The sequence below is a fragment of the Wolbachia endosymbiont (group B) of Cyclophora punctaria genome (assembly GCF_964028235.1).
In the GTDB taxonomy this organism is placed as follows: Bacteria; Pseudomonadota; Alphaproteobacteria; order Rickettsiales; family Anaplasmataceae; genus Wolbachia.
Genome location: NZ_OZ034749.1, coordinates 807538 through 826676 on the forward strand (window position 1 = coordinate 807538; position 19139 = coordinate 826676).

Consider the following 19139-nt stretch of genomic DNA (forward strand, 5'->3'; position numbering starts at 1 on the left):
GATAGTTTCTCAACTTGACGCACATGCTTTTGGAACATTCTCATTTGTCAAATAGTTTCTGGCATGCTACACAATCTGTAATGCAGGTTTTAACTTACTTTTACGCAATATTGATCATTCTTGAAAAGCAATCTAACATTTTCTATTCCTTGATTACGAAGCTTTGATGCAGCTGATTTAGCTACCTGAGCGTTTACAAAAAATGCTACATATCCCTTACTTTCTGCATTGTTTTGTTTTGGGTGACGTTTCTGCATTTCTTTTTCATATTGCCTTTTGTAATGAGGAGTATTTTGTATCAATTGTTCTGACCTCTTTCTTAAGTACTCGACTTTTACCTTAGCAAGCCCAGACTTATGAAGTCCTAAAACTTGTGCTGCTTTTTCTGACAAGTCTATTATTCTACCTTCAACAAATGGCCCTCTATCATTAACTCTTATAACAAGCTTCCTTCCATTTTCTAAATTAGTAACACGAACAAAGCAGGGTAGGGGCAAGGTCTTATGTGCTGCAGAAATCAAGTGACGATTAAACACTTCACCGTTAGCTGTAATTGTGCCATGATCTTCTATTCCATACCACGATGCTATTCCTACTTCCTCATAACAGCTACAGTATTTTGGGTGGTAGGTGATACCATTTATTGTATAGCTATTGCCAATTTTATAATGACCTGCGGTGTGATTACACCTATTGCTAAAACTACAACTACTCATCAAAACGAATATTAGACATAGAAAGGCTAGTTTTTTTATCATTGTACTTAGTGAAATGGTTCGATACCATGAGGGTTTTAAATTATACTATAATAAATTTAGTAATAAGTAAACGTCTACTGCCAAATATGCACAGCACTAAAAAAGAAGTAATACATATAATCGGTATAGGTGGAATTGGAATGAGCGCAATTGCTGAAATTCTTCATAATTCCAGTTATAAAGTTCAAGGCAGTGATACGCGATCAAACGACAATATAGACAGGTTACAAAAATTAGGTATAGAGGTCTATATTGGTCACAATGCAAGTAGTATTAGACAAGCTCAAATAGTTGTACATTCTTCCGCAATAAAACCTGATAATGTGGAGCTAGTTGCAGCAAGAAATAGCAATAAAACCGTTTTGCATAGGTCAGACATGCTGGTTAAAATTATGAAAGGTAAATATGTGATAGCAGTTTCAGGTTCAAGTGGCAAGACGACGACGACAGCTATGATTGCTTCCATTTTTGATCATTCTGGTGATGACGCCACTGTAATTGTTGGAGGAATATTAAATTCCTATCAGAGTAATGCAAAACTTGGCAAAAGTGACATTTTCTTAATTGAGGCTGATGAGTCTGATGGAACTATGTTAAAAATTCCTGCAGATATTGCTGTTGTAACAAGTATTAATGACGACCATATAGACCATTACGGTACATTTAACGACATCAAAAATGCGTTTTCTAGATTTGTAAACAGCGCGAATTTTGCTATTTTGCCTGATTCTGCAGACATCAATCATGATGCGAGTCATTCTATAAAGTTTTGGTTTGGAAATGGTAAAATTAGAGCTAGCAACATCAAACAACACAATAATAGCATAGAATTTGACGTGCTGATTAGTATAAACGAAAGTAATCGTATTCCATTGTCCACTACTCGAGTAGTTGAGAGGGATGGAATAAAAGCAGCCCTTTCTTCATCACCTCAATGCTTGAAACTGGATTCTCGTTTCAATGTTAAACAAGATACTATAGAATTTAAGAGGACAATCCCTAGAAAATCTCTACATTCAAAAAAAGTAAATCGTACTAATGCTATTTGAACAAGCTAGCGTAAAAGTAAGCTAAATTTTTTAAGGTACAAAAATAGCAAGAAACAGTTGTTTGAAAAAAATTGGAATTTGATTGGATTGCTGAAATTTGGCTCTCAAACTTTAGATGCATGAGCAAGATAATACTCTTTAACTAATATAGATTAGGTGATTTGGAAGAGATACATCTAGAGCAGCTGGCAAAGTTACAATACATATTACCGCAATAACTAGAAATGAGAAGGATCTATATGGTGATTATAGATTTTTCCAGATCTTGAAAACAATAAATAGACAGTAAATTAGAACTACTGCAAAAAAAACAAGAATAGCTACACTGGTTGCTTGACCATCGTAAACGTAGCTTGTTAAGCCGATAAAAATAGCCATGATAGAAGCTCTAATAAATGAAATTGCAGAAGAAGTTGTGCCTTTCATTTCAGGGAAAATATTTAATGATGCATTGAAAATGACTGCTTGACAAATTCCACAGCCAATACAAAAAATAGCCATAGACAGCGTTACTAAGTAGTAAGCACTGGGCATGATTATACTGAATATTAAAAGTGATAGGGATCCAATAGCAATTACGCCTGTACCGGAAATTACACACCAAATTGCTCCAAGTTTCTTTAAGATCTTACTGGAAAACAGGCTAATTAGTGAGAAAGATCCAACCATTGCACCTTGATGTAGCGCATAAATAGTGCTGGATAAACCAAAAGTTTCCATATACAAAAAAGGGCCACAAGTAATGAATGACATATAAGCCGCAGAAAAAAGGCTCTGTGCCAAAGACAACACCATAAATTTTGAACTTGATAATAATTTTTTATAGTCTTTCATCATTTTTTTTAGACTAAAAATATCACGGTCCTTTTTTGTTTCTGGTAACAGAAAAAGCAGCAAAACCCAAGAGATGAAACAAAGTATTGCAACACTTGCATAGTTGCCACGCCACCCAACAATTTTGTTGATGAAACTGCCTAATACTGGTGCAATTGCTATGAGAACTGTGAGAATAGAATTCATGATTCCAATAAATTTTACTGCTTCGTTGCCTTTATAGCTGTCTGCAATAATTGCAAACACAACTACAGATGTGCTAACACCAATGCCTTGAATAAAGCGAGAGATTAAAAGCCAAGAAACTGACAGCGCAAAAATACAGCCAACAGCACCGATGAGTAGCAAAGTGTTGCCTATGATCATCATCCTTCTTCTTCCATAGCATTCAGACAATGGACCAAAAAATAACCCTCCTATGCAAACGCCTAAAAAATTATAAGCAATAGTTAATTGAATTGTGCCTTCCGGTATGTTAAAATAGCGTACTATATCAGGAAAACTAGGTACAGAAATATCAATTTCAATGAACTTAGCAATTAGAGATAGAATTAATAAAAACGGTAGTAACACTTAAAATCTTTAATTAATGAATAAAAATATCACATTTAAAGCGTTGAAAGAAGAACATTTTTCACTATTATTAAAATGGGTAGAAACACACCATATAAAGAAGTGGTGGGATGCGGATATAAATTGGACACCAGAGTTAATTGAGAAAAAATATAGCAACTACGTTAAAGGATTCAAACGTTTGAAATCTAAGACACAAATTATTGAAAAACCAATGCACGCATTCATTATTAATTGTGATGGAGTTGATATTGGTTATATTCAATATTACAACAAACATGATTTCCCACCTGAACAGGTCTATAACACTTTAGAACTTCCAGAAAGTTGTGCTGCTATAGACTGGTATATCGGAGAGCTGAATTATGTAGGTAAAGGAGTTGGTTCACAAGCTTTGAATATATTTTTAAACAAATTTGTCTTTAAAGTTTATGAGAATGCCTTTGTCGACCCAGGTATAGCAAATGTTTGTGCAATCCGTGTTTACGAAAAAGTTGGCTTTAAAAAAATTATGGAAAGTGATAGTGCGATTTTAATGATTAAGGCAAGAATTCCTGAGAACCATTCAAGATGAGTGTTTTTTCAACAATCTACCTAAATTACTACAAGTGGTTTATAACAATATACAAGGAGCTTTATACAAACTTAACATAATTTAATCATAAAAATATCATTATTAAGTCCTATATAAGAACAAATTTTGGCACTCAGTGAATCTTTTTTAACTAACTATGAACTTGATTAATTGGAAAATAAATTTTACTTACTTTTACAATACCTTAAAATCTAATATCACTTTATCAGCAAAGATATCACAATAGGCTAGTATGTTCTTTACTCTTTTCCTCAAAATATTACCTATTTACATTACAATACTTATTGGTTACTTAGCAGGAAGATATCTTAAAATTGATAGAAATACTATATCTCAAATACTCTTTTATATAGCTAATCCAATAGTGATTTTATACGGAGTATCTCATACAGAAGTTAATTTAAAAGTAATTTCTCTGCCGATTTTGATATGGTTTATAGGTAGTACTATATCTTTATCAGTGTATTATCTTTCTTCTTTTTTATTTAAGGACAACACGAGAAACATATTAGCGTTTAGCTCGGGCAGCACAAGTATGGGTTATTTTGGTCTACCGATTGCCATTGCTTTATTTGATGAAGATTCAGTGTCTGTGTATGTTGTCTGTTACATAGGAATGGCACTATTTGAAAATAGCTTGGGATTTTATATAGCTGCAAATGGTATCTATACTGCAAAAGAATGCGTATTAAAGTTACTCAAACTTCCCTCATTATATGCAATGATTCTAGGTTTCTTTTTAAGTATATATGATATACAAATACCCACTTTTTTGACAGATGTTATGATAAATATCAGAAGTACATTTATCACATTAGGAATGGTGCTGCTTGGAGTAAGTATTGCACAAATTACAAATTTTAAAGTAGATTGGAAGCTTGCCTTGACCACTATTGTAGCAAAGTACATATTCTGGCCGTTATTTGTTTTGGGAATTATCTTGCTAGACAAGCATGTTACAGGTATATACGATGAAAGCATCTATAAAGCACTGATGTTACTGGCTATTATTCCGATTTCTGGATCCAGTATAATACTTGCTAATATTTTAAATTACCAACCAGATAAAGCTACTTTATTGCTCCTAATTAGTACTGCAGTGGGACTATTTTATGTTCCACTTATAATATCATTATTTTTTACTAAACTTGTCCCTTTTTGATCAAAAATTTAAGCGCTAGGCCTATTCACAAAACTTGAATTTAGAATAGACTTCTTGGATAATCATAAAAGAAACTAATCCTTTTTTCCTCTCCTTTCTTATTTTTTTACACAGAATAGGAAGTTATCAATTGATGGAATTTTCGCAATAATGTCAATAGCAGTAAGATTTCCTACACCTTTTAGCAGGTCTATAGTTGAATTTGGATGTTCTATGAGCAGCAACAAATAAATGTAACTTGCCTTTTTCTATATGATGCTATTAACCGAATAGGTATTCGCTTGACATTTCCATATCTTTGTTATCATTAGTAATACTAAAGGGAAAACTAAACTTAATAAGATTTGGAAGCATATTGTTGTTCTATGATTCACGTAATGCTGCTATGCCTTCTTTGCAAACGTTATCATAAAGTAAATTAAATTCTTTAATATTTGAAAAACTACCACCCCTTAGCGCACTCATTAATATTATTCTACTTTCAACATCAATATCATTAGAAATTAAATCAAGTTTAACAAGATTTGGAAAGTTACCCATTCTTTAACAATTTAGTGATTGCTATTGAGCCTTCTGCGCCAATAATGCTAGAAGTTAATTTACACTCAGTAATATTTGGAAGATTAATATTCTCTAATGCTTCATTTAAAACTTCTCCGCACTGAGCATCAATATAACAATTAGATAAAGTCAAGCTTGTAATATTTTGCTTTTTCTGTAAAAAGTTTACTAGCTTTTCCATATATACATATAGATTATTTAACTCTAAGGTGTTACTATTAACATATTGATTCAATTCAACTTCCATGGTTTCTGTAAGTTATAGAGCTGCTAATTACAGCATAAATTTAAATAATTGTCAACCTTATGAACAACTAACTTTACTTCTTTTTAACCTGATACCTATGCTTTGTTTCAAATTTCCATCAAAAAGTAACATTACCCCCTCCAGTCAACCTTTCTGCTTCATTTCGTGAAATCAATGCCTCAATAAATTCATCTAGTTCACCTTCTTTTATAATCTGTTCTAGTCGATGTGAAGTGAGATTAATTCTATGATCTGTTATTCTTGATTGTGGAAAGTTATAAGTTCTTATACGTTCAGAGCGATCTCCAGAACCAATTTGGCTTTTCCTCATTGTTGACCTTTCCATTTCTTTTTTTTGTCTTTCAATTTCGTATAGCCTTGCTCTCAACACTTTGAGCGCTTTAGCCTTATTTTTGTGCTGCGATTTTTCATCTTGCTGTATTACAACTATCCCTGTTGGCAAGTGGGTGACCCTTACTGCACTGTCAGTTGTATTCACTGATTGCCCTCCAGGACCACTGGATCTATAAACATCTATGCGTAAATCTTTTTCTTCTATTTCAAAGTCAACCTCTTCTACTTCAGGTAATATTGCAACAGTAGCTGCGGAAGTGTGCAATCTTCCTGAGGATTCAGTTTCTGGCACTCTTTGTACTCTGTGCACCCCTGACTCAAATTTCAGTCTTGCAAAAACTTCTGTTCCATTAATGAGTGCAGAAGCTTCCTTATAGCCACCTATACCTGTATTAGAAATACTTATTGGCTCAAACTTCCAATTTCTTCTTTCTGCATATTTTTGATACATACGAAATAACATCGCTGCAAATAATGCTGCTTCTTCTCCGCCTGTGCCTGCTCTAATTTCTAATATTGCATTTCTTGAGTCATCTTCATCTTTGGGTAATAATGCCAACTTTAGTTTTGCTTTTACTTTTGGTAATAGTATCTTTTGCTTCTCAAGAAGTTCTTCTTTTGCTAACTCTTTTATATCACCATCGCTGTTCTCATCTTTCATGATTTCTTCTAAATCTGAAATTTCCTCTTTTAATATATTATATTCATCGATTATCTCGATAATTGGTCTGAGTTCAGAGTATTCCTTTGAAAAACTAACGAATTCTTTTTGACTCAAATTGGTAGGGTTTTCCAGATTTCTCTCTACATCAGAAAACTTTTTTTTTAAGTCTTGTAAATTATTCTCTATATCCATATAGTACAGGCCTAGTTTTCAGCTGTTTAAGTAAGTAATATATACTGAAATAAAAAATTTCTTATATCAAGCAATAACACTATAATTGTCTCGAATATTTCTACCTAAGTATAATGGCAAAACAGATAACATCAATCTGCAGCTTCATATTTGGAGCTTCAGACAAAAAATCATTACCAGATGAGTCGGCTCCAGAGATTGCATTTGCTGGTAGATCAAACGTAGGAAAATCAAGTTTAATCAACCTGCTGATAAACAGCAAAAAAGCTGCAAGAGTTTCTTCTAAACCTGGATGCACTAGACAAATAAATTTTTACTCTATGTACAATGATAAGTTTAGGATTGTCGACCTACCGGGTTATGGCTATTCTTGTGCAAGCAAGGAAGAAGCAGTACAATACTTAAACCTAATTGAGTACTATCTAATTCACAGGAGAAATCTAAAAAGAGTCTTTGTGCTTATAGATAGCAAGGTAGGATTAAAAGAAATAGACAAAGACTTTGTTTATTGGTTAATATGTAATAATATTAACTTTAATATTGTGCTAACAAAAATAGATAAAGTGAATCAGGAAAGTCTAGATGCTATTCTAGAAAATACTCAAAAGTGGGTTAATAATGAACATGTATCAATTCATCAAATAAGCATTCGTGTTAAGCATAAAATCACCAAGGTAAGAGATGAGTTTTTCAAATTTACAAGATAAAAAAATGAAAAGTGATGAATCTTTAAATGGTAAGATGCCATTGAAGGAAAAAACAGAAATATTATTTGAAGTTCTGTCTAACATACCTAAATTTGTAGGCGAAACTTTTATCATCAAATGCAGCAGTGTAATAATCTCAGATGAAACGCTGCTTAGTGCTTTTGCGCATAATGTTGTTCTGTTGAAACAGCTTGGTATAAATCCGGTGGTAGTTCATGACGGAGAATATGAAATTAACTTAGTGTTAAAAATGCTAGGTATGAATGATAAGTTTATAAATGGTGTCAGACTTACAGACAAAAGCACTATGAAAATCATTGAAATGGCACTGTGTGGTTCAATTAATAAAAAAATTGTTCAGCATATAAATTCTGCTGGTGGTTCAGCTATTGGACTATGTGGAAAAGATGGCAACCTCATAAAAGCTGAAAAGATAAGCACTACGCTTAGGGAAAATAGATTAAATAATATTGAAAAAATACTAGACATGGGATTTATCGGTAGACCAACTGAAATCAATCCTGATATATTATTCTTTATTGAAGAATCAGATTCTATACCAGTTATTGCACCTATCGGTTATGGAAAAAATGGAGAAACATATCATATTGATACTGATAGCACTGCAAGTGCAATTGCACTTTCAGTTTACGCATCTAAAATGATAATCTTGACTGATACAGATGAAGAAATAAACAAAGTTGGCAATAGAAGAGTCTTGATTAAAAATTTAAAAGAATCGATTGATTGTGGAAAAATTAAAGGAGAAAAATTTGTTGAAAGGCTTATGTCATATACTAAAATGGTAGAAGAATGTGCAGGGGTTGTTCACATAGTTGATGGTAGAGTACCTAACATTATACTTGATTTATTTACTGAGAATAATTCAGGTATATCAATAATGGATGATTAATAGCTGTACTGCTTATAACCATATGAACATTGAAAATTTGGGAATAGCTTATGTCAAATTCCTATTCTCTTTTCCAGTTTTTTAGTTTTTTTTTTCTTGCAAGCATAATAGTTTCGTATACATAATGAAACCAAATGGTATTTTTAGCTTGATAACAGAGGAAAATAAAGAGGGCTTGGGTGTAACACTCAAATAATGATTTACCTTATGGATACCGCTAGAAAAGTTGACTAAGGTATACAATTCTCTCTGCGTCAAGTTACTCAAGATATCGAATCTACAAACGCTTTGGATTGAGTGTGTTTGGTCAATTTGAGTGCTTTAAATGAAAGGCGAAAATTGAGCATACTACGCCTCTGTACACAGTATCTTTAATGCAAATGCCCATGTGATTCCATAGATAATCTCTGTTTTTTTATTTTATCTGTCCATTTATCATTTTCTATATCTTGTTTGTTGGTTGCTCTTTTTTCTTGCTCAACAATTGCCTTATCTATCTTCTGATGAATTGCATCAATTGCATTAATTGCATTTTTTTCTTTGTATACTTCGCTTTTTCCTTCAACAATTAAATTGGTAAAAATATTTACAACAAACTGCACTTGATTATGATTAACCTGACCTTTTATCGAAGAAGGTAAAGAGTTTAATTCCATCAATACTTCTGATGCTGTTTTATCTTGAGTGGAAAGCCCTAAATTATCTGCTACTTCACTTATTAATAACTCTCTGTTTTCTTTATTATCTTCCAATTTAGTATAATCACGCAGTAGATCCATAACTGTAGATACTCTGACTTCAATAATATCATCAACATCTTCATCTCCTAGAGCAACTCCTGATCCCAATAACCTCTCTCTGAGATTTTTCTTTAAAAGATTGGTAAATTTTTCATTTGCATCCGATCCTGTAGTAGATATTGTACCATCTAAATAGTTGTTTACTTTGATTTGAGTACCTAAGCTATGCTCTATTTGTATTTTTGCCTCAGGTTTAAATCCTAATTTTGCACGGAATTTCTGAAAATATTCTTTAATAGTGTCAAACAAGGTCTTGCCATTGTCTTTATAGTTTTTCAACTCTTCAGGAATAGTAAGTGATAATTTACCATCTCCATATTTTACAAGGTCTTCACCATATTGAGACTCAAGTGTAAATTCTAATGAGCTGGATAGGTCGCATATTTTCTCTTTCGGATTGTTAAGCGTGGTTATAGGCATTGCCATATCAGACTTCACTTTTATGTGGTTGTGATCAGTGCAGTAAATGTTTAGCGCTTTTTTAGGACTATGTGGAATCAAGCTACAACTACTGAGTGCTGCATGAGATTCATTAAATATACCAGCTTCATACCCTGCTTGATTACAATTGGTGACTAGCTCTTCTAAAATAGCATTACTTGGAACTTCTGCTCCAGCATACCTGAACATTTCCTTGAAAATTTCCTTTGCTAATGCACGGTAATCTTTTTTGGAGAATAGATGATAAGAGCTTCTCCCTGCGTTATAAAATCTCTCAAATTCCTTTCTATATTCATCAATTTTTTTCTCATCAGCAATTGTAGGGCTATTACAATGATTTTCCCAAACTTCAGATAGTCTATCTTGATCAAGCTCCTTAAGTACTGGTTCCATAAAAGCTTTACCTTCTTCGGAGAGGTTATCAAAATTATCACGGTTAAAAATCTCATTTTTATAATCTTTATCTCCTTCCTTAAATGCAATAATAAAATTTTTATCTATTTCTTTTTTATTAATAATAAAATTCATCCTTTGAAAATCCAAGAACATTGTTTCACCAGAATTTGCTAATTTATTATCTTGATCTGCTCTTAATTTACCAAAATTGAACTCTTTAGCTGTGGCCTTTAATCTAACTACTGGACTCTCCTTTGCCTCTTTCATAATTAACACCTTACTATAAATATACTGTAAGTTGTATCATATAATGATGAATAATTTGATAACATATAAAAAAAGTCGATAGTATATTTCTTTATTTAATAGGTGTAGGAAAGGCGTAGATTTCTCTTTTCATTTGTAGCATGCTGCATTAATATTTACGTATTAATCTAGAAAATAGTGATGAATAATATTGTAATTGTTGGTCTGCAATGGGGTGACGAAGGCAAGGGTAAAATAGTAGATTATCTTTCTGAGAATGCAGATGTAGTTGTGAGATTTCAGGGAGGAAATAATGCAGGGCACACTATAGTAATAGATGATGAGGTTTATAAATTAAATTTACTGCCCTCTGCTGTTTTGAGGTCAGGAAAAATATCTATCATAGGAAATGGCGTTGCTCTTGATTCACAAGCTCTAATATCAGAAATAGAATCATTGAAAGTTAAAGGAGTGGACGTAAACTATAACAACTTGATGGTATCCGAGAGCTGTCCATTAATACTTAGCGTACATAAGGACAAGGAAAAGCTATTTGAAGATTTAAACGGAAATTGCAAAATTGGCACAACAAACAAAGGAATAGGGCCATGTTATGAAGATAAAGTTGGAAGGAGAGCTATACGCATTTGTGACTTAGAAAACGCAGATGAGCTCAATCAAAGAGTGGATGCTCTCCTGAGTTACCATAATTCTATCAGAAAAGGCCTTAACTACCAGGTGGTTGAAAAAGAAGAAATATTAAAGGAAATTCGACAGATTTCAGAAAAAATTCTTTCATATAAAAAACCTGTGTGGAAGATACTAAATGATTTTATGAAAGAAGGTAAGAAAATAATATTTGAAGGCGCTCAAGGCACATTTTTAGATATCGACCACGGAACTTACCCTTTTGTTACTTCAAGTAATACCGTAGCATCGCAAGCGATAACAGGCTCAGGATTATCCTACAATGCTCACATTATTGGTGTAGCAAAAGCGTATACAACAAGAGTGGGTAATGGTCCATTTCCTACTGAACAAAATAACGAGATTGGAGACAGCTTATTTTCTATAGGTAAGGAACTTGGAACAGTAAGCAATAGAAGAAGGCGCTGCGGATGGTTTGACGCAGTTTTAGTGCGCCAGGCCGTACAACTCTCTGGAGTTTCAAGCATTGTATTAACCAAATTAGATATTCTTGATTCTTTTGATACTATTAAAATAGGCACTGGTTATAAGTATGGCGGAAAAATGTATGATTATTTACCCGCATCACATTCAATACAAAAAGAATTAGAGCCAATATATGAAGAATTTCCTGGTTGGAAAGAGAAAACTCAAGGCAAAAGGTCAGTTAAGGAATTACCTGCAAATTTGATGAAATATGTGAGAAAAATAGAAGAATTAATAGGCGTATCAATTCATCTAATTTCAACTAGTCCCAATAGAGAGGATGTTATTAAGCTTAAAAATCTATGAAAACGTCTTATTAACTTTTATCTAATAAAAAACGATACTTGTGTGACTTCAAGCAATCTATTATGCAAAGTAGCAGCGTAAACGTACAGTGAGCAGTGTGATTTTTCTTAAATACATGTTGATTGTTATAATATAAACATAGTTAAAGTAGGCGTATTATGATTGCAGGTTTGACTAAGGGAGACAAAGCAATAAAAGCGGAAAAAACAAGTGATTAGCTGAGAGAATTGTCAGTTGCAGAATATGTAGTTAAGTCAATACATGACTTGCAAAAATTGCATAATAGATTATGTTCATCACAGGGCAACAATTGTGTTAATGATAGAGAGAAGTTTGTCCAAGATAGTGATGGGCTTGGTATATTTCAATTTCTCAAAAGCTATATTAATGATGTAGAAAAAAATGAGCCTTCCATTAAGAACCTTACTATAATGAAATTTCTTTGCTCAATTATAGAAGATAGAGAACTGTATAAAAAGTTATGCAGTTTCGATGATTTTCTCGATTGTGAGTTAGAAAATTTGAGAGATAAGATAAGCTTATTAGCGCTTTTGAGAGAAAAGATGGACTTTACTGATATACAAAAAGCTTATGGTAATTGGCGTTTTAGTAATCTAATAGGTGATAATGATTTTAAGCGAATGTATGTGGATGAAGCAGTAAAAGTAAAGAGAAAAGCCTGTTAATGAGGACTTTGAGAAAAATATAGGTAAATACATAGAGTTAGTAAAGGAAGGAAAAGAAGTTGCAAGTAGGTATTTTGGAAAATGGAAAGAGGACTTTCAAGTTTACTGTGAAGAAATTGACAATAATAATAAAGTTTTGAATATTAACCTTACTCATTACGACAATAGTGAGCCAACAAAGATTAGTGACGTTTTACAGCAAGAGAAAGATATTAAAGAACTGAATATCTATTGCAATAAAAAACATGAAATACACGCTCATAAAAAAGATAAGAAAAGATATTATGAATTTAAAGAAGGTGCATATTATGAAATGACAAGCACTTGGGCTGCAAAAGATGGATCAAGAATGTGTACCATGATTATGAATGTGAGTAGCGATGGCATAACTGAAATACTAAAATTTAATGGTGAAGATTTTGTTTCATCGAAGTAGATTCTAGAATTAATAAAGCAAAACGATGAATTATATATTCAAGGTCTCTCCTTATATGATGCTGTAATGGAATCACTAGAAGAGAATAGGGCTACTCCTATTAATCTTTACAATGAATCTATGGTGGCTTATCAAGGTAAGGAACCAGAGGGGAAGTTAGATCATAAAGTTGATGCTGATAATAGCCTTCCTTCTTCTCCTTCTATTAATAGCAATGCATTGGAAGCCAATTTACAGCACACTGAAACTCAACCAGAAATTGCTTCACAACAAATAACTGATTTACAAAACAGTTTTGGAAAAGAAGAGCGAAAAAACACGGAATTGCAAACTGAACTGGCACAAAAAGATGAAAAGTTAGCAAGCGTGTTAGCAGAGTTACAAGAGAAAGCACAAGAACTTAAAAATGTATGTGAAGCAAAAGGAAAGCTAGAGGGTAAGCTAAAAGGTGTTAATACAGAAAAGAAGGAGTTAGAAGACAAATTAAAAGAAGCAGCACACATAATGAAGGAAAAGGAGCAGTATATAAGCAATTTAAAACTTCAAGTGCAAGAGTTGAAAGATGAGCATAAAGCACAACTGGAATCTTATGAACAAGGGATATGCAAACTAGCATGGGAAGTTGAAGAGTTAAGAAGCAAGCTAGAGTGTGAGAATGAATGGGATGATAAAGTTGTAGAAATAGCTGATGGACTGGGAGAAAAAATTCATGCTGATGAACAAAGAAGCCTCAATAATCAATTTTATACTCCAACAAGAAATATTTTTAATGAGACTAATAATGAGTCTTGTGTTCCACTGGAAGAAAAGATGACGTTACTCAGATCTTCAAGCTCTGATGGCGGATATGGTAGTGATAATGGTTTATCTTCTAACATGAGTTCTATTGAACAAAGAAGCTTCAATCATCAATTTTATACTCTAGCAGGAAACGTTTTTAGTGAACCTGATAGTGCCTCACAAAAGAAGACAGAGTTATCCAGATCTTCAAGTTTTGATAGTGGACTTGATAGCGATGAGGAAAATTGTGATAATGATTTATCTTCTAATATAAGTTCTATTGAGAAGGTAGTAGAGAGTAGAAGCGTAGGTAGCTCGCTTTCCTCTTGCATTGTTAAGGAGATGATTGGAGTTAAGTTGCAAGAGCAATACTCAAGTAGAGTATAAAAATCTCCTGTATTGATAATAATTTAAAATCTATAGTAGACTGAAAAAGATTATTAAATTATAATACGACAATGATAAAAGAAGACAAATCAAAAACAATTTTTGAAGTGGAAGGGGCAGTAACTGCTTTACTACCTGCAGCAGAATTTAGAGTGAAGCTGGACAATGAACATGAGATTATCTGTCATGTATCAGGAAGAGTGAGAAGAAGTAAAATACGTATCATTATAGGCGATAGAGTGTTAGTTGAGATGAGTATTTATGATAGGAATGCAAGAAAGGGTAGGATAATAAAAAGGCTCAAGTGATAGAACAATCTCTAGATAATCTTATTCTTGCTTCATCATCAGAAAGGCGAGTAGCCTTACTAAAACAAATAAATATTAAGCCAGGTTTAGTTTTGCCAGCAGATACAGATGAATCGCCTTTGAAGAAAGAGCTGCCAAAAGATTACTCAATCCGTATGGCAAAAAGTAAAGCCGAGAAAATACAAAGTGCAAATCTAAATTACTTTGTGCTTGGTGTTGATACAGTTGTTGCTTGTGGTAGAAGGATACTGCTCAAAGCTGAAAACGTTGAGCAAGCAGAAAAATGCGTTCGCTTGTTATCAGGAAGAAGGCATAGAGTATACACCAGTGTGTGTTTATTAACTCCTGATCAATCTAAACAGCATATTAGGACTGTAGTTACAATAGTGAAATTTAAGCGTCTCAGCGAACAAGAAATTAAATATTATTTAGCATCAGAAGAGTGGAAAAACAGGGCAGGGGGGTGCAACATACAAGGTCTTGCAGGAATGTTTGTATTATTTTTACGTGGCTCATACTCTTCTGTAATAGGGTTACCATTACATGAAACCCATTGCTTGCTAAGTAATTACTTTAACCTATACTAATACCATTGTCCTTTTTTTGTTTTTCTTCAGCAATAAGTTTAGCCCATATTCTATTTCTATTTGCTAATGCAATTCTATTGCGATCAGGACTATCATTGCGTTCTGTTAAAGTATCTTTTCTTTCCTCTTCTACTATTCCAGCTTTCAGTTGTGCTGCATCTTTTTCTAGCAATTTATATAGTTCGCTATTTTTGTCTATAGTCAGATTAGTATTATCATTTTCTTGTTCTGCTTCTTGTTCTGCCACTTTTCTTTCTAATAACTTACGTACAGGGTCATATTTTTTACCTTCTTTTATTTCTTTCAACATACTTTCTGAGAATAAATCTTTAGTAGCCTGGTGTGAAGGTTCTCTCAATCCTTTATTCAATTTTTCCAATGTATCTTTTGGTTCAATGGTTTCTAATCTCTTCTCTAATTGCTCAGAATTGACCTGAAAATTATAGTGGCTAGTGTAAGTTGGAGATGAGTAACCTGAGTCGTTTATTTCTTTCTCCGCTGCATTGTCTTTTAGCAATCCAGCTGCTAATAAATGTTCTTTTGTTTGCCCACTCATTTTCTTTTGATTTACTGGTTTTAGCAGGAATTTCTGAGTTTCTTTATCCAACTTACTGGTAAATTCCGTAAGTAGGGTATCATCTCTTTGTTCAACATTCATTAGGCTCGCTTTTAACTGTCCAGAATTTACTCGAGATTTTTCATGATTAGAGTGAGTTGGAGATGAATAGCCCGAATCGTTTGTTTTTATGTCTGTTGAGCTATATTCTAGAGATTCATTTTCTTGTAATTTATCTTCGGTTTCTTTTTGTTTATCGTTTCCTCTTTCTTCGTTTTCCTTAGTGCTAAGATAATCTTTTTCTTGTTTATAATCTGATTGAGGATTTGAAAGCGTTATATACTCATCTTCGTTATCGCTCCAACCATCTTCGAAGTCAGAAAATTCTTCATCATACTCACTTTCACTACGTAATAACTCATTTTTTGCTTTCCATGCAAGAATCGAAGCTACATCATTTAGTGGTTGCTTATTTCCAGTATTGCGTGATTCTTTAACTTTTTTGAATGCAACGTCTTGTGCTGGTGCAGCGCTTTCAGTAGCTGTAGGATCAAAAATTGCACCTTTTTGCCGGTTATTAGATATTTGCTCACTTTCATCTGATTTTCGGCTTCCAGGTACAGCATGTCCAAATGTAGCAAATGTAGGATTGTCATACCGTTCATCCTCTTGTGTATTATCTTGATTGTAGATTACAGACTTGGTGAAAATAGTACTGCTTGAAGAAGCATCAGAATATGGAGAATTGTAGTTATTTCTACTATTAATCCGTATTGGCTGATACTCATCTTTTTTCTGATTATTAGGTAATGAACTAGCTCTAGGTGGCAGTGACGGTGGAATCTTTTTAGCAGATGCGTTATTAGAATTTGTAGTGCTAGTCGTTGCATGCTTAAACTCAACTTCTTGATCTTGAGTAGCTTGAACGCCAACACCTTTACTGATATCACTTTCTATGAAAGTTTCAGATGATTGTTGATTCTCTTGTTCTTGTCCTTTCTCCTTGAATTGTATTTGATATAGGAATAAGCCACCTATTTTTACATCTGTGTTTGCTTTTAATTGTTCCTCAGCAACACCATTACGTTCAGTGAGATCTACACCATCTTTATCAATCTTGATTTTGATAGTACATTTTTTTCCATTTTTGTCATGCCAATTCAAAGTCATTTCATATGAACCATCGGTTACAACATAATGCCTTATTCTTTTCTCTCCTTCTTCGGCAACAAAACCGTGCATTCCGCTCTTTCCATCACTATGCAGCGTTGAAAATCCCGAAATTCCTTTCTTCTGACAAAAGTCACTATTTAAAAACTCGCTGATTTTAAACTCTTTTTTGTCATCTCCCAGTGTAATACTTGCGTGATCGCCATATATTGAAACTCCTGCGATATCATCAACATACTCTTTTAACCTTGCTTTAACTTCACTTTCAAGCTTTTGTTCGGCTTTCTTTATCTTGTTCTGCTCTGGAAGAATAACTTCATAAGCTTTATTTTTGTCTTCATCTGTCTCCAAATTCCAGATGGAGTGCTTTATTAGAAACTTTACTGCATTAAAACCAACTCTGGAATTATAAATTGGGTCGTCTTCCTTTTTTATTTCATCGAATAAAGTAAAAAATCCTCGAATGAATTCATGATATTGTTGTGTGCTTTGAGTATTCATATTTTCCCTCACTAATAACCCTCTGCCTTTTAGCCTTAGCTAGTACAATTATTACGGGAATTGATTTAGTTTTTATTAAAGAAGTTGTATTGCTAACGTGATGACATGAGCTATTTTATGTTCACATCAAGCAATTTAAGTTGTCATTCCAGTCTGGAATCTAGATTTTTCTAGACTTGATCCTATAGTCAAATTCATAACTACAAACGTTGTAATATAAGAGTAATTTTCACCAAAAAATATGTCATTTGAGTAGCTGACACTGGGATCCAGTGGCACTCAGTTAGTGAGCATAAAAGTATTATGTTAAAACATAACATTTTTGATGAAGTTCATGAAAGGCTGGATTCCAGACTGGGATGATAACTTAAAATATTGCTTTAGCTCTGTTTTTACAACTTCAAGTATTTGCTACTCATAGTAAATACTTCTGGATCTTGAGAAGTGAGCTTGAGTATAGCAAGTATGTTTATGAGCAGCAAAGCAGCAATTGAAATATCAGCGATATCCCAGAGTAACTTAACTCCACCGATTGCACCAAATGGAATGACTAAGGTAAAAACTACAGTCCAGATTTTAGTGTATTTATTATCCATAGATACATAGCGTATTGTTTGTTTTGAACAAAAAAACCAAGTAAAGATAGTAGTAAAGGCAAAACAAAACATTATAGCCATAATTAAATAGTCAGTATAGGGCCAATTCATAGCTTTTCTAAAAGCAAAAATGCACATGTTAGTGCTCTCTAAATCAGTAATCCAAGAATCTGTGACAAGCAGTACCATTGCTGTAATGAACACTATGAGTGCAACTATAAAAGGAGATATTATTGTGATTAGACTCTGTTCAATGATAAATTTATTGTTATTTTTTTTAGGAGTAATCGAGGAGTGTACAATTCCTTCGAGGCCAAGTCCTATATCTGTTGCAAAAATACCTCGCAGAGTTCCTACTTGAATAATAGTCAACATTTCTAAAATTAAACCTAAAGATAAGCCAGAGTTAAAGCTACTAGTTGTAAAAAAATTGCTTGTTATTAGTTTTAGAGAAGGAAGAATATTTTCACTAAACTTAAATAATATGATACCGCAAAGTGTGAGGTAACTTACCGTCATTATCGGTATCATAGCCGATATAAAAATTTTAATTTTTTTTAAGCTGAGAGCTGCAACAACAAAAAATATTATGGCCATTACAATGCCGCCAATGACTACAGGTATATCTACCATGCTGAGTGGTATTGATAGAGAATTTACCTGAACAAGGTTACCAACTGTTATTGAAACCATCATCATAATAACTAGAAACACAACTGTAGCTTTTCTAGAATTAAATGCATCAGTCATGTAGGCTACAGGTCCACCTATAAACCGTCCATTTTTTTCTTTTCTGGTTTTTATACTTAGGTAACAAGTAACATATTTTATCACAGAAGTAACAACAATAATTATTGCCATCCATAGAATGGATCCTGGTCCTCCGGTTTTTAGAGCAACAGCAGTGCCTGAAACGTTTCCTACTCCTAAATTTCCTCCTAAGATTGTAAACAGGGCGGCTATAGAAGAAAATTTATTTTCTCCTCTTTTAGCTCCAATAAGTGAAACGGCATACGGTAGTCTAAACACCTGTAACCATTTTAGTTTAACCGATAGGTAAACACCAGCAACTAGTATGAGTAGTATTGTTGGCAGTAATAAAACAAACTTTACTGTATCCATCTGTAAAAGAGAGATTTTTACTCGAGTATATAGCAAAAA

The 19139-nt window shown here is 33.2% G+C and carries 15 protein-coding genes and 2 pseudogenes; 9 read left to right on the forward strand and 8 right to left on the reverse strand.

The window, feature by feature from the left end; genetic code table 11:
- Positions 1-89: 89 nt before the first annotated feature.
- Positions 90-758 carry a septal ring lytic transglycosylase RlpA family protein gene (locus ABWU33_RS03885; protein ID WP_012481726.1) on the reverse strand — a complete coding sequence of 223 codons (669 nt, stop codon included), beginning with the start codon at positions 756-758 and terminating at the stop codon, positions 90-92.
- Between the two features lie 26 nt (positions 759-784).
- Here ABWU33_RS03885 and ABWU33_RS03890 point away from each other — a divergent pair.
- Positions 785-1613, forward strand: a pseudogene (locus ABWU33_RS03890) (Mur ligase domain-containing protein); the annotation flags it as partial.
- Positions 1614-2053: 440 nt separating this feature from the next.
- On the opposite strand, the gene ABWU33_RS03895 reads toward ABWU33_RS03890, so the two are convergent.
- Positions 2054-3214 carry a multidrug effflux MFS transporter gene (locus tag ABWU33_RS03895; RefSeq protein WP_211908350.1) on the reverse strand — a complete coding sequence of 387 codons (1161 nt, stop codon included), beginning with the start codon at positions 3212-3214 and terminating at the stop codon, positions 2054-2056.
- 16 nt (positions 3215-3230) lie between these two features.
- Between ABWU33_RS03895 and ABWU33_RS03900 the strand changes: the two genes are divergently transcribed.
- Positions 3231-3788: a GNAT family N-acetyltransferase gene (locus ABWU33_RS03900; protein ID WP_211908348.1), complete on the forward strand. Its 558-nt coding sequence runs from the start codon at positions 3231-3233 to the stop codon at positions 3786-3788.
- Between the two features lie 253 nt (positions 3789-4041).
- Positions 4042-4971 (forward strand): AEC family transporter, encoded by a 930-nt coding sequence (locus tag ABWU33_RS03905; RefSeq protein ID WP_353281054.1) that lies wholly within the window; start codon positions 4042-4044, stop codon positions 4969-4971.
- Positions 4972-5334: 363 nt separating this feature from the next.
- Here the strand turns inward: ABWU33_RS03905 and ABWU33_RS03910 are convergent, their stop codons facing one another.
- The 3 genes from ABWU33_RS03910 to prfA form a co-directional block, all read right to left on the reverse strand.
- Positions 5335-5511: a hypothetical protein gene (locus ABWU33_RS03910; RefSeq protein ID WP_246433220.1), complete on the reverse strand. Its 177-nt coding sequence runs from the start codon at positions 5509-5511 to the stop codon at positions 5335-5337.
- Positions 5504-5779: a hypothetical protein gene (locus tag ABWU33_RS03915; protein WP_246433219.1), complete on the reverse strand. Its 276-nt coding sequence runs from the start codon at positions 5777-5779 to the stop codon at positions 5504-5506. Before ABWU33_RS03915 ends, ABWU33_RS03910 begins: the two co-directional genes overlap by 8 nt.
- Positions 5780-5897: 118 nt before the next feature.
- Positions 5898-6989 (reverse strand): peptide chain release factor 1, encoded by a 1092-nt coding sequence (prfA, locus tag ABWU33_RS03920; RefSeq protein WP_010401258.1) that lies wholly within the window; start codon positions 6987-6989, stop codon positions 5898-5900.
- 110 nt (positions 6990-7099) lie between these two features.
- Here prfA and yihA point away from each other — a divergent pair, with 110 nt between their 5' ends.
- A complete protein-coding gene (gene yihA, locus ABWU33_RS03925; RefSeq protein WP_369800778.1) occupies positions 7100-7696 on the forward strand; it encodes a ribosome biogenesis GTP-binding protein YihA/YsxC in 597 nt (198 codons plus the stop codon).
- On the forward strand, positions 7671-8609 hold the full coding sequence (gene argB / locus ABWU33_RS03930; protein ID WP_353281055.1) for an acetylglutamate kinase: 939 nt from the start codon (positions 7671-7673) through the stop codon (positions 8607-8609). Before yihA ends, argB begins: the two co-directional genes overlap by 26 nt.
- A 371-nt stretch (positions 8610-8980) precedes the next feature.
- Here argB and ABWU33_RS03935 read toward each other — a convergent pair whose 3' ends face one another.
- Positions 8981-10513, reverse strand: a complete 1533-nt coding sequence (locus ABWU33_RS03935) for a hypothetical protein (protein ID WP_250120348.1) — start codon at positions 10511-10513, stop codon at positions 8981-8983.
- Positions 10514-10693: 180 nt separating this feature from the next.
- Here ABWU33_RS03935 and ABWU33_RS03940 point away from each other — a divergent pair, with 180 nt between their 5' ends.
- The 4 genes and pseudogenes from ABWU33_RS03940 (at position 10694) to ABWU33_RS03965 (ending at position 15155) form a co-directional block, all read left to right on the forward strand.
- The gene (locus ABWU33_RS03940) at positions 10694-11971 is read left to right on the forward strand and encodes an adenylosuccinate synthase (RefSeq protein ID WP_353281056.1); all 1278 of its coding nucleotides are present in this window, start codon (positions 10694-10696) and stop codon (positions 11969-11971) included.
- 218 nt (positions 11972-12189) lie between these two features.
- Positions 12190-14260 (forward strand): annotated as a pseudogene (locus tag ABWU33_RS08155) (hypothetical protein).
- Between the two features lie 71 nt (positions 14261-14331).
- Positions 14332-14568 carry a translation initiation factor IF-1 gene (gene infA / locus ABWU33_RS03960; RefSeq protein WP_007302820.1) on the forward strand — a complete coding sequence of 79 codons (237 nt, stop codon included), beginning with the start codon at positions 14332-14334 and terminating at the stop codon, positions 14566-14568.
- Entirely contained in the window at positions 14565-15155 is a 591-nt protein-coding gene (locus tag ABWU33_RS03965; RefSeq protein ID WP_211908342.1) for a Maf family nucleotide pyrophosphatase, read from the forward strand. The genes infA and ABWU33_RS03965 overlap by 4 nt, the downstream gene beginning before the upstream one ends.
- Here ABWU33_RS03965 and ABWU33_RS03970 read toward each other — a convergent pair.
- Both ABWU33_RS03970 and ABWU33_RS03975 read right to left on the reverse strand, forming a co-directional pair.
- Entirely contained in the window at positions 15142-17382 is a 2241-nt protein-coding gene (locus ABWU33_RS03970) for a hypothetical protein (protein ID WP_250120352.1), read from the reverse strand. The genes ABWU33_RS03965 and ABWU33_RS03970 overlap by 14 nt on opposite strands.
- 392 nt (positions 17383-17774) lie before the next feature.
- Positions 17775-19100, reverse strand: coding sequence for an alanine:cation symporter family protein (locus ABWU33_RS03975; protein WP_264337546.1), 1326 nt, complete (start codon positions 19098-19100; stop codon positions 17775-17777).
- Positions 19101-19139: the final 39 nt, after the last annotated feature.